Raw genomic sequence first — 12004 nt, 5'->3', positions numbered from 1 at the left:
CCGTCCTTCGTCCTAGTGGCCCATGCCGAGGCCGCCGTCGACCGGAATGACGGCGCCGGAGATGTAGGCGGCGTCCTCCGACGCCAGGAAGCTGATCACACCGGCGACCTCGGGCGCCTTGCCGATGCGGCCCAGTGGAATCGCCGTCATCGCCATCTCGAGCTGCTTGTCCGTCATGGCACGCGTCATGTCGGTGTCGATGAGGCCGGGGGCCACGACGTTGGCGGTGATCGAACGCGATCCCAACTCGCGTGTCAACGAGCGGGCCATGCCTACCAGGCCGGCCTTCGACGCCGAGTAATTCGCCTGCCCCGGAATCCCGGTCAGCCCCGCCACCGAGCCCATGAAGATCAGGCGGCCGAATCGCTGCTTGATCATGTTGCGCGACGCCCGCTTGGCCACTCGGAACACGCCGGTCAGGTTCGCGTCGACGACCTTCTCGAACTGCTCCTCGGTCATCCGCATGATCAGCATGTCGGCGTTCATGCCGGCGTTGGCCACCAATACCTCGACCGGGCCCTGGTGCTCCTCGACCTCGGTGAACGCGGTGTCAACCGCGGTGCTGTCGGTGACGTCGCACTGCACACCGAACAGTTCGTCGGGGATATCCGAGCCGCGATGGGTCACCGCCACCTTGTGGCCGTCGGCGGCCAGCCTCCGCGCCACGGCGAGCCCGATGCCCCGATTACCGCCGGTGACCAGCACGGAACGGGACAAGAACGGCGGCCGCCCGCCGGACGCGGCCGGGTCGGACACGCTGGTGGCATCGGCAACGGTGTCGGTCATGCCCGTCAACTTAATGCCTCAGCGCGCTGGCTTCCGAATCGGCTGCTACGTCGGCAGCCTGCGGTTGATCAGCACCGCCGCCAGCGCGGCGCACGCCAGTAGCAGCGCGCCGAGCCGCAACCAGCCGACGCTCGCATCGCCCTTGATCGTTTCGTAGCCGATCTGCTGCTGCAGCGTCGAGTACACGTGGCGCAGCTCGGAGAGGCTGCCGGCGTTGTAGGTGTCGCCACCGGACAGCTCGGCGATCTTCTTGAGCGTGGCGTTGTCGACGGGTACCGGCTGGCGCTGGTTGTTGATCTCGACGTAGCCGTAGGGCGTGCCGAACGAGATCGTGGAGATCGGCACGCCCTGGTCCTTGGCGGTGCGGGCCGCGGTGTAGGCGCCCTTCGGGTTGTCCGGGTTGGACGGCACCGTTTCCTTACCGTCGGACAGCAGCACGATGCGTGCCGGCGGCGGCGCGTCACCGCCGCCGATCACCGCGCCCACCGTCGCAATCGCCTGCAGCGCGGTGAAAATGCCCTCGCCGGTGGCGGTGCGGTCGGCCAGCTGCAGCTTGTCGATCGCGCGCTTCGTCGAGTCCCTGTTGGTCGTCGGCGACACCAGCACGGTGGCCGTGCCGGCGTAGGAGACCAGCCCGAGGTTGATGCCGGGCGTCAGCTCGTCGGCGAACTGTTTGGCGGCGTCCTGGGCGGCGGCCAGCCGATTGGGCTGGACGTCGGTGGCGTGCATCGACTGCGACACGTCGATCGCCAGCATCACCACCGCGCGGTTGCGCGGGATCCGAACGTCGTGGGTCGGTCCGGCCATGGCAATTGTGAACAGCACCAGCGAAATCACCAGCAGAATCGCCGGCAGGTGCCGCCACCGGTTAGGTCGCTGCGGCGCAACGCTTTCTAGCAGCTCCATGTTGGCAAACCGCAAAAGGCGGCGCTGGCGGGCCAGCTGCACAACGATATAGAGCCCGATCAAACCGAGGATGACGAGCAGAAAAAGGAAATACCATTTGTGTTCAAAGCCGGACAGCGACATCGGGCCCAGCAACGGCAACGTCATATCAGAACGTCACTTCAACGATTTCTTTTGCGACGCATGTGATTTCGCGTCTGTAATTCATGATCGTATTTTCAGCCGTGTCACTTTCACGCATGTGATTTCCGGATTCCGCGTTACTGATGGCCCGCCAACGCCCCGCGCCGCCGGTTGGCGACAAAACGGACGACGTCGGCGATCCAGTCCCGGTCGGTGCGCAGGCTCAGCAGCGGCGCATCGCACCGGCGCAGCGTGCGGGCAACCTCGGCGCGGTGTGCTGCCGCGGCCTTGGCGAAGTCGTCTCGCAGTTGCGGATCGATGGTGAACTCGCGAGTCACGCCCGTCTCGGCGTCCTGCAGGATCACATCCCCGACATCGGGCAATTCGACGTCGCGCGGGTCGAGCACCTCGATGCCGAGCACCTCGTGGCGCCCGGAAATGGCCCGCAGCGGCCGCATCCAGTTGATCGGGCCGAGGAAGTCGCTGATGATCACCGCCATCCCGCGCCGGCGCTCTGGGCGGCGCAGCTCGTCGATGGCGGCGGCCAGGTCGCCCCGGACACCGACCGGAGCCTTGGGTGTGGTGGCGATCGCCCGAAGCAGTTCCTGCTCGTGCATGCGGCCGGACAACGCGGGGACCCTCCGAACCGATTGGCCGTTGGCGATCACCGCGCCGAGCCGGTTGCCGCCACCGCTGTTCAAAAACGCGATCGCGGCCGCCGCCGCCACTGCCAGGTCGCGCTTTTCACACCCGGTAGTGCCGAAGTCGAGGCTGGCCGACATGTCCACCACCAGCCAGGTCTCCAGCTCCCGGTCGGCGATCATCTCGCGCACGTGCGGCGTGGTAGTTCGCGCGGTCACCGACCAGTCCATCCGGCGGACGTCGTCGCCGGGCTGGTAGATCCGCGACTCCCCGGGCTCGGAGCCTGGCCCGGGGATCAGGCCGAGGTGGTCGCCGTGCAGCACGCCGTCGAGCTTGCGGCGGACGGTCAGCTCCAGCTTGCGCAGCGCCGCCGACAGCTCGGGGTCGCGAATCTGGCCGCGCTGCAACGACGGCAGGTCGACCGTCCGCCCCCGGGGAGAGCTCACCGACCGCTTGCCGCTGCCGCCGCGGCGGGCACCACTGGCGGCACCGAATGTCCTTGCTGCGGAACGGCATTGACCTGCGGCAAGGCCACCGTCTGCAGGACGCGGTTGATCACGGTCTCGTTGGAGATCTCGTCGGCCAGCGCGTCATAGGTCAGCACCAGCCGGTGCCGCAGCACGTCGGGGATGATCTCGATGACGTCCTGGGGAATCACGTAGTCGCGGCCGCGGACCAGCGCGAGTGCCCTGGCCCCGGCGATGATGCCCAGCGATGCGCGCGGCGACGCCCCGTAGGCGATCCACGCCTTGGCGTCGGGCATACCGAACTGATCCGGCCTGCGCGTGGCGGTCACCACCCGCACCACGTAGTCGACGAGCGCGTGGTGCACGAACGTGTTACTGGCCACGTCCTGCAGGCGCGCCAGGTCGCCCGGGGCGAGTATCTGCTTAGGCGTGGGCGGCGTGACGCCCATCCGGTAGATGATCTCGCGCTCTTCCTCTGGCGTCGGATAGTCGATATTGATCTTGAACAGGAAGCGGTCGCGCTGAGCCTCCGGCAGTGCGTAGACGCCCTCCTGCTCGATCGGGTTCTGCGTGGCCATCACCAGGAACGGCTTGGGCATCGGGAAGGTCTTGCCGCCGATCGACACGTGGCGCTCGGCCATCACTTCCAGCAGCGCCGACTGTACCTTCGCCGGGGCTCGGTTGATCTCGTCGGCCAGGATGAAGTTGGCGACGACCGGGCCGAGCTCGATGTCGAACTCCTCCTTGCCCTGCCGGTAGATCCGGGTGCCGACGATGTCGGTGGGCACCAGGTCGGGCGTGAACTGGATGCGGGCGAACGTGCCGCCGACCACCCGGGCGAACGTCTCCACGGCCAGGGTCTTGGCCACGCCGGGCACGCCCTCGAGCAGCACATGACCCTTGGCCAGCAGTCCGACCAGCATCCGCTCGACTAGCTGGTCCTGGCCGACAATGATCCGCTTGACCTCGTAGATGGCCCGTTCCAGGGTGTGGACCTCACCGGCGAGGGCGTCGTTTACCTGTGCCGGGCCACCGGGACCGTGGGGCTGCGGCGTGGCCGCATGGGCCCCCTGCGCGCCGCCGGGATAACCGGGTGCCGGACTCGGTGACGTCATCAAAGATCCTCTCAACCTGTCGTCAGGGTCGCTGGCGTCGCGGCATGCCCGCCGCGTGCTCGCAGTCAACTATTCCAGGCGCTTCAAAATCCGTCGACGTAGGTTGCTGGCTGACGGCTGTGAATCACCCGTCAACTCTCGATGATGCGGGTCACGTACGGCGTCATGCCCGCCGTGCGCACCGGGCTGACTATCACCTTGCCCGCCAGCGAGGACGCCTCCAGCATCTGGCCGTTGCCCAGGTACATGGTCACATGCTGGGTCCCGTCCGGCCCGTAGAAAATGAGATCGCCCCGCTTGGCCTCCGAGGGCGGAACGTGCCGACCGGCGTTGTACTGGTCGCCGGAGAAGCGCGGGATCAGCACGCCCACACCGGCGAACATGTAGCGCATCAAGCCCGAGCAGTCGAAGCCGACCGTGCCTGCCCCGTCCTCGACTCCGGTGGACGGGCCGGTGAGGCTGCCGCCGCCCCACGAGTACGGGACGCCCATCTGCGAGGCGCCGCGCCGGACCACGTATTCGATGGCCTGCTTGCCGTAGACCCGGTTGATCCGCCCGGGCTGTGGCTGAAGCTGCTGCGCCTGCCCGCCGATGCCAAGGCTGCCTAGAAACTTGCGGCCCAGATCCATCGTGGTCTGCGCGGCGTTGGCGCTGGCCTGCAGCGATGCGTTGGCGATCGCCACCGGGTCGCCGGGCGCACCGGCGCTGATCACCTTGGGCAGCGTCGGATCCCACTGCACATCGTCGGCGTTGGCGACCGCCGGCGCGGCGAGGGCCAGGACCAGTCCGAGCAGCATGAGGATCAGTCCGAGACGGCGCACCCGATCACCCCCAGTCAGTACTCGATGTATCGGACGACGAAGGGCGTCATGCCGCTGGTGCGCACCGGCGACACCTTGACCACCGAGCCGGTGTAGGGCGCCTCCAGCATTTGTCCGTCGCCGAGGTAGAGGGTCACGTGCTGGCTGCCGCCGGGGCCGTAGAAGATCACGTCCCCGCGGCGCATCTGCGAGGACGGGATCTTGCGCCCGGCGTTGTACTGATCGCCGGAGTAGTGCGGCAGCCGGATGCCGACTCCTGCGAACGAGTACAGGATCAGGCCCGAGCAGTCGAAACCGACTGTGCCTGCGCCGTCGTCGATGCCGGTGCTCGGGCCCGCCGCGTTGCCGCCGCCCCACGAGTACGGCACGCCGAGTTGCGAAAGTCCGCGCCGGATAACATATTCCGAGGCCTGCTTGCCGTACACGCGCGGAATGCGGCCATTGGTGATGCCTGTGTCGTTGGGCCTGAGTATGCCCATCTGCGTCAGGAAGTTGCGGCCCAGATTCGCGGTCACTTGCGACGAGGTCGCCGAGATGCCGAGGACCGAGTTGATGATCGCGATCGGATCGCCGCTGACGAACGCGCTGGGCACCATGGGCAGCGTGGGATCCCACTGATTGGCGTCCCACTGCCGGTTGCCGCTGGCGGGCGCGGGTGCGCCGGCCGCGGCCTGATCCCAGCGGTCACCCGGCGCCGCGGATTTCGACAGGGTCGCGCGGGCGGCGGCTAGCCGGGCCTCGGCCTCCTTGCGTGCGGCCGCCAGTCGATCGATTTCGGCGCGCTGAGCGGCGAAGTCGCGCTGGGCATCGGTCAGCGCGGCCACCGCCTCGTCCTGGCTGTGCTGCGCGTCGGCAGCGGCCTGGTCCGCCTTCTGCGCAGCGGCCCGCGCGGCGGACTCCTTGTTGACCTGTTCGGTGCGGGCGCGCCGCAGATCGGTCATCACCTGCTGAGAACTGCCGGCGACGGTCTGGCCGGCGGTGACCGTGGCGATCATGTCCTCCGGCGTGGTCGCGGTCAGGTAGGAGCCCGACGGTCCATTGACATAGGTGGCCGCGGCGAACCGGTCAAACCGTTGCTGCGCCGAGCCGATCGCGGCGGTGGCATCCTTGACCGCCTGCTGACTGGCCCCGACGTTCTGCCGGGCGGTGTCGGCGGCGTCGCGCGCTGTCTGCACGTCGCTGATCGCCTTGTTGACGCTCTCCTGCCGGGTCTGCACGGCCGCGCCGATCTGCTGCAGTCTCTGGTTCGCGTCGGCCACCGCGGCGATCAACTGGGCGAGGGTGTTCGGACTGTCCGGGTCGGCCGCGGCTACGCCGGGCGTCGCGAGCAGCAGCGCGACGGTGAGCGCGACGGCGCACGAACGGGTGCGTCTCATTCGACTCGGGTCTCCTATGGCTCACGCGCGAATGTCTCGGCTCATCCGCCGGTATCTCAGGCACAACAGTCACTACAGACACGTCTACAACAGAGATACCAATTGCACCGTACGTCACAGGAGACGCCAAAGAAACTTTAGTCACAAACTACAAGGCTGTAATTAAAGCCGGTGTGACCGAATAGTTATGGCCCGGCGATATTTAAAGCCGGATTCGAGGCCGGATTCGAGGCCCGAATCCATGCCGGATTCGAGGCCGGCGGTGAGGGTTTCGTGCTCAGTCCGCGGTGGCGGGCGGCTTGGTGCTGGTGGGCCGCCTGCTCCAGACCTGCAGCAGTCGGGTCGCGAACACGGCGGCGACCACGGCAATCGTGACCACGATCGTCATCGCCGTCCACGGAAAATCGGGAGTCGTCAACTGGCTGACGAAATTCTTCGACGATTGCACCGGTTCACCGTTCTTCGCGAGATCTTGGCCCGCCTCCAGCGTCACGCGATCGAACTTCGGGCTGTAGGTGCCCGCCCACGTCGGGCTCATCACCAACACCGTCGATCCGGGATAGGTATGCCCGACCTCGGTCGCGATGTCGCGCAGCGGCGTGTCGATCGGCGGGTTCTTCTCGATCCAGACGATCTTGAGGTCAATGCCCTTCTGGCGCGCATCGGCGACGACCTGCCGTAGGGCCGGCACATCCTTGCCCGGCGCACTGACCCCGCCGTCGCCGACGTCGGCCTTGACCTTGTTCAGATCGACGTCGGGGGGTATGTAGGTCGGCAGGAACGGAATCACATGTGGGCCGGCCGTCATAGCGGGCAGCGTACGCGATGACCCCGTGCGACGGCCGCGGCGCTACTGTCCTTCCTCCTCCTCGGCCAGTCTGGAGATCAGTCCGCCGGCCAACACATCCTTGACCTGTCGTGGTGAAAGACGGTGCCGCACATCGAAGGACGTCTGCTTCGTCAGATTCTCGACCTCGAACGACTTGCTGTTCGGCAAGGTTTCGCGAACATTGCGGATCCGCAGCGTGTCGTCCGGGTCGATGTTCTCGTAGTCGCCTGCATTCTCGAACTCCAGTGCCAGCACGCCGTAGTTCGCGAGGTTCTGCCAGTGGATGCGGGCGAACGACTTGGCGATGACAACGCGCAGCCCGAGGTAACGAGGCGCGATCGCCGCATGCTCCCTCGAAGAGCCCTGACCGTAGTTCTCGCCGCCAACGATGACATGGCCGGTGCCCTCGGCCTGCTGGGCCCGCTGGGGATAGGACTCATCGATCTGGGTGAAGCTGAACATCGCCAGCTTGGGGATGTTGGACCGAAACGGCAGTGCCCGGGCACCGGCCGGGGAGATCTCGTCGGTGGAGATGTTGTCGCCCACCTTGAGCAGAACGGGCGCCTCGATCTCCTCAGGCAGCGGCGTCAGCTGTGGAAGGCTCGACACATTCGGCCCCTTCACCGGCTCCACCTGCTGTGCCTCGTGCGCCGGCAGCGGCGGCACCAGCATCGCGGTGTTGACCGAGTGCTTTTCGGGCAGGTTCAGCTTCGGATATTCCGTCTGCGCGTCGCGTGCCCAGTCGCGCGGGTCGGTGATGCGCCCCGTCAACGCCGATGCGGCGGCGGTTTCCGGCGAACACAACCACACGCGGTCCGCTCTGGTGCCAGACCGACCGGGAAAATTGCGTGGCATTGTCCGCAGCGAGTTGCGACCGGTCGCCGGCGCCTGCCCCATGCCGATGCAGCCCATGCATCCGGCCTGATGGATGCGTGCCCCGCCGATCACCAGTGCGGTCGTTGCGCCCATCTTCGTCAGATCGGCCAGTATCTCGCGTGACGTCGGGTTGATGTCGAAGCTGACCTCGGGCGCGGTCTGTCGGCCGGCCACCATCGCGGCCGCGATCGCGAAATCGCGGAGGCCGGGATTGGCGCTCGATCCGATCACCGCCTGGGCGATCTCCTCGCCGGCGACCTCGCGCACCGGCACCACATTGCCCGGTGAGGACGGCTTTGCAATCAACGGCTCGATTTGCGAGAGGTCGATGGTCTCGTCGATGTCGTAATCGGCGCCCGGGTCGGCAACGAGCTCCACCCAGTCGTCCTCGCGTCCCTCGGCACGCAGGAAGTCGCGCACCGCCTCGTCGCTGGGGAACACCGTCGTGGTGGCGCCCAATTCGGCGCCCATGTTGGCGATCACGTGGCGGTCCATCGCGGTAAGGCCGGCCAGCGCGGGTCCGTAATACTCGATGATCCGGTTCACGCCGCCCTTGACGTCGTGTCGGCGCAACATCTCCAGAATCACGTCCTTGGCCGAACACCACTCCGGCAGCTCACCTTCCAGCCGGACGCCCCACACCTGCGGCATCAGCACGTTCAGCGGCCGCCCTGAGATGGCCAGCGCCACCTCGAGCCCGCCCACACCGATCGCGAGCATTCCGAGGGATCCGGCCGCCGGGGTGTGTGAGTCCGACCCCACCATCGACTTGCCCGGAATCCCGAACCGTTGCATGTGGGTTGGATGAGACACGCCGTTACCCGGCTTGGAGAACCAGAGTCCGAATCGCTGCGCGGCGGTGCGCAGATATTCGTGGTCCTCGGCATTCTTTTCGTCGGTCTGCAGCAGGTTGTGGTCGACATACTGCACGCTCACCTCGGTGCGCGCCCGATCGAGTCCGATCGCCTCCAGTTCCTGCATCACCAGGGTCCCGGTAGCGTCCTGCGTCAGCGTCTGGTCGATGTGTAGCGCGATCTCCTCGCCGGGCGTCATCTCGCCCGACACGAGGTGTGAGTCGATGAGCTTGCGTGTCACGTTGAGAGCCATGCCTGGGTGGTTTCCACGAACGGCCAACATCAAAACGAGTGCGGCGCGAGTGATATAGGACAAGCGTACTGTTAGAATTGAAAGGGTCGGCGACACGGCCCGTCACCGATGAGCAACTTAACGGGAGTGGATGTGACCAGCACAGAATCGGCGAATTCCTTCGGAGCCCGCGACACCCTCACGGTCGGGGACCACAGTTACCAGATCTACCGCCTCGACGCAGTTGCCGGCACCGAGAAACTCCCCTACAGCCTCAAGGTGCTCACCGAAAACCTGTTGCGCAACGAGGACGGCGCAAACATCACCAGCGACCACATCCAGGCGATCGCCAACTGGGACCCGTCCGCAGAGCCGAGCGTCGAGATCCAGTTCACGCCCGCACGGGTCGTCATGCAGGACTTCACCGGCGTGCCGTGCATCGTGGACCTCGCCACCATGCGCGAGGCCGTCGGTGAGTTGGGCGGCGACCCCGACAAGGTCAACCCGCTGGCGCCGGCCGACCTGGTGATCGACCACTCGGTGATCGCCGACCTGTTCGGCCGCCCCGATGCGTTCGAGCGCAACGTCGAGATCGAATACCAGCGCAACGGCGAGCGCTATCAGTTCCTGCGTTGGGGCCAAGGCGCTTTCCGCGACTTCAAGGTGGTGCCGCCGGGCACCGGCATCGTGCACCAGGTCAATATCGAATACTTGGCGCGCGTCGTGATGGAGCGCGATGGAGTGGCTTACCCGGACACCTGCGTGGGCACCGACTCGCACACCACCATGGTCAACGGGCTCGGCGTGCTCGGCTGGGGCGTCGGCGGCATCGAGGCCGAGGCCGCGATGCTCGGCCAGCCGGTGTCGATGCTGATCCCGCGGGTGGTCGGCTTCAAGTTGAGCGGTGAAATCCAGCCGGGCGTGACGGCCACCGACGTGGTGCTCACCGTCACCGAGATGCTGCGCAAGCATGGTGTGGTTGGCAAGTTCGTCGAGTTCTACGGCGAGGGCGTGGCCGAGGTTCCGCTGGCCAACCGCGCGACGCTGGGCAACATGAGCCCCGAATTCGGTTCCACCGCAGCGATTTTCCCAATCGACCGGGAGACCATCGACTACCTGCGGTTCACCGGCCGCAGCGCCGAGCAGCTGGCGCTGGTTGAGGCCTACGCCAAGGAGCAGGGCATGTGGCACGACCCCGCTCACGAGCCCGACTTCTCCGAGTACCTCGAGCTGAACCTGGCCGACGTGGTCCCGTCGATCGCCGGTCCGAAGCGCCCGCAGGACCGGATCGCCCTCTCCGGCGCCAAGGGCGCATTCCGCAGGGACATTCACAACTACGTCGAAGACAACTTGCCGCCCGAGCACACCAAGCTCGACGAGGCGGTCGAAGAGAGCTTCCCGGCCAGCGATCCCGCAGTGCTGTCGTTCGCCGAGAACGGCGCGGCCGAGGTCGCCTCCGCGGCCAGCGGCGCAGAAGGGCGGCCGAGCAACCCGGTGAAGGTAAAGTCCGACGATCGCGGCGAATTCGTGCTGGACCACGGCGCGGTGGTGATCGCCGCGATCACCTCCTGCACGAACACGTCCAACCCGGAGGTGATGCTGGGTGCGGCGCTGCTAGCCAAGAACGCGGTCGAGAAGGGCCTGAGTTCTCGGCCATGGGTCAAGACCTCACTTGCCCCTGGTTCGCAGGTGGTCACCGACTATTACGAGAGGGCCGGGCTGACACCGTATCTGGAGAAGCTTGGCTTCTATCTGGTCGGCTACGGGTGCACCACATGTATCGGCAACAGTGGCCCGCTGCCCGACGAAATTTCGAAGGCGGTGAACGACAACGACCTGGCCGTCACCGCTGTGCTGTCCGGCAACCGCAACTTCGAGGGCCGCATCAACCCCGACGTGAAGATGAACTACCTGGCTTCGCCGCCGCTTTGCATCGCGTATGCGTTGGCCGGAACGATGGACTTCGATTTCGACAATGATTCGCTCGGGGTCGACAAGGACGGCAACGACGTCTTCCTTCGCGACATCTGGCCGTCGCAGCGAGATGTCTCCGACACCATCGCAAACGCGATCAGCCGGGAGATGTTCACAAAGAACTACGCCGACGTGTTCAAGGGCGATGAGCGGTGGCGCAATCTGCCGACGCCGAAAGGCAACACGTTCCAGTGGGACCCGGACTCGACGTATGTCCGCAAGCCGCCGTACTTCGAGGGCATGCCCGCCCAGCCGGAGCCGGTGACCGACATCCGGGGTGCGCGGGTGTTGGCGCTGCTCGGCGATTCGGTGACGACCGACCACATTTCGCCGGCGGGCAGCATCAAGCCGGGCACGCCCGCGGCGCAGTACCTGGATGAGCATGGCGTCGACAAGAAGGACTACAACTCCTACGGGTCGCGCCGCGGCAACCATGAGGTGATGATTCGTGGCACATTCGCGAATATCCGGCTGCGCAATCAGCTCCTCGACGACGTCGCCGGCGGCTACACCCGCGATTTCACCGAGGAGGGCGGGCCGCAGGAGTTCATCTACGACGCGGCGCAACACTATGCGCAGCGGGGCATCCCGCTGGTGGTGCTCGGCGGCAAGGAGTACGGCTCCGGCTCGTCACGGGACTGGGCCGCCAAGGGGACCCGGTTGCTCGGTGTGCGCGCCGTGATCGCCGAGTCGTTCGAGCGCATTCACCGCTCGAACCTGATCGGCATGGGCGTGATACCGCTGCAATTCCCCCAGGGCAAGTCGACGAAGTCACTGGGTCTGGACGGCACCGAGACCTACGACATCACCGGCATCGAGGAAATCAACACGGGCACGACGCCGCCGACCGTACATGTGAAGGCCAGCAAGGACGGTGGCGACGCCAAGGAGTTCGATGCGGTCGTGCGCATCGACACACCGGGTGAGGCCGACTACTACCGCAACGGCGGCATCCTGCACTACGTGCTGCGCCACATGTTGAACGCCTAGACAACCTCAATCG

At 66.3% G+C, this 12004-nt stretch carries 9 protein-coding genes; 1 reads left to right on the top strand and 8 read right to left on the bottom strand.

What is annotated here, in order from left to right; all coding sequences use genetic code 11:
• Nucleotides 1–12: 12 nt before the first annotated feature.
• The 8 genes from fabG1 to VE759_RS15405 form a co-directional block, all read right to left on the bottom strand.
• Entirely contained in the window at nucleotides 13–786 is a 774-nt protein-coding gene (gene fabG1 / locus VE759_RS15440) for a 3-oxoacyl-ACP reductase FabG1 (protein ID WP_324933957.1), read from the bottom strand.
• Between the two features lie 45 nt (nucleotides 787–831).
• Complete coding sequence (locus VE759_RS15435) at nucleotides 832–1839, bottom strand: VWA domain-containing protein (RefSeq protein ID WP_324933955.1); 1008 nt, start codon at nucleotides 1837–1839, stop codon at nucleotides 832–834.
• Nucleotides 1840–1952: 113 nt separating this feature from the next.
• Nucleotides 1953–2903: a DUF58 domain-containing protein gene (locus VE759_RS15430; protein ID WP_324933953.1), complete on the bottom strand. Its 951-nt coding sequence runs from the start codon at nucleotides 2901–2903 to the stop codon at nucleotides 1953–1955.
• On the bottom strand, nucleotides 2900–4039 hold the full coding sequence (locus VE759_RS15425) for a MoxR family ATPase (RefSeq protein ID WP_324933951.1): 1140 nt from the start codon (nucleotides 4037–4039) through the stop codon (nucleotides 2900–2902). Before VE759_RS15425 ends, VE759_RS15430 begins: the two co-directional genes overlap by 4 nt.
• Before the next feature lie 131 nt (nucleotides 4040–4170).
• The gene (ripB, locus tag VE759_RS15420) at nucleotides 4171–4836 is read right to left on the bottom strand and encodes an NlpC/P60 family peptidoglycan endopeptidase RipB (RefSeq protein ID WP_324934052.1); all 666 of its coding nucleotides are present in this window, start codon (nucleotides 4834–4836) and stop codon (nucleotides 4171–4173) included.
• A gap of 38 nt (nucleotides 4837–4874) precedes the next feature.
• The gene (ripA, locus tag VE759_RS15415; protein ID WP_324933949.1) at nucleotides 4875–6236 is read right to left on the bottom strand and encodes an NlpC/P60 family peptidoglycan endopeptidase RipA; all 1362 of its coding nucleotides are present in this window, start codon (nucleotides 6234–6236) and stop codon (nucleotides 4875–4877) included.
• 277 nt (nucleotides 6237–6513) lie between these two features.
• Nucleotides 6514–7044: a DUF6676 family protein gene (locus VE759_RS15410; protein WP_324933947.1), complete on the bottom strand. Its 531-nt coding sequence runs from the start codon at nucleotides 7042–7044 to the stop codon at nucleotides 6514–6516.
• 42 nt (nucleotides 7045–7086) lie between these two features.
• Entirely contained in the window at nucleotides 7087–9048 is a 1962-nt protein-coding gene (locus VE759_RS15405; RefSeq protein WP_324933945.1) for an aconitate hydratase, read from the bottom strand.
• A 108-nt stretch (nucleotides 9049–9156) separates the two neighbouring features.
• On the opposite strand from VE759_RS15405, the gene acnA reads away from it, so the two are divergent.
• Nucleotides 9157–11991, top strand: a complete 2835-nt coding sequence (gene acnA, locus VE759_RS15400) for an aconitate hydratase AcnA (RefSeq protein WP_324933944.1) — start codon at nucleotides 9157–9159, stop codon at nucleotides 11989–11991.
• Nucleotides 11992–12004: the final 13 nt, after the last annotated feature.

This window comes from Mycobacterium sp., assembly GCF_035640695.1.
Taxonomy (GTDB): Bacteria; Actinomycetota; Actinomycetes; order Mycobacteriales; family Mycobacteriaceae; genus Mycobacterium.
The sequence above is the reverse complement of the archived record's forward strand: the minus strand, read 5'-3'. Positions and strand labels throughout refer to the sequence as shown.

Coding starts and splice junctions, on each gene's coding strand:
- fabG1 (WP_324933957.1), bottom strand. CDS start 786: ATGACCGACACCGTTGCCGATGCCACCAGCGTGTCCGACCCGGCCGCG.
- VE759_RS15435 (WP_324933955.1), bottom strand. CDS start 1,839: ATGACGTTGCCGTTGCTGGGCCCGATGTCGCTGTCCGGCTTTGAACAC.
- VE759_RS15425 (WP_324933951.1), bottom strand. CDS start 4,039: ATGACGTCACCGAGTCCGGCACCCGGTTATCCCGGCGGCGCGCAGGGG.
- ripB (WP_324934052.1), bottom strand. CDS start 4,836: ATGCTGCTCGGACTGGTCCTGGCCCTCGCCGCGCCGGCGGTCGCCAAC.
- ripA (WP_324933949.1), bottom strand. CDS start 6,236: ATGAGACGCACCCGTTCGTGCGCCGTCGCGCTCACCGTCGCGCTGCTG.
- VE759_RS15410 (WP_324933947.1), bottom strand. CDS start 7,044: ATGACGGCCGGCCCACATGTGATTCCGTTCCTGCCGACCTACATACCC.
- VE759_RS15405 (WP_324933945.1), bottom strand. CDS start 9,048: ATGGCTCTCAACGTGACACGCAAGCTCATCGACTCACACCTCGTGTCG.
- acnA (WP_324933944.1), top strand. CDS start 9,157: ATGAGCAACTTAACGGGAGTGGATGTGACCAGCACAGAATCGGCGAAT.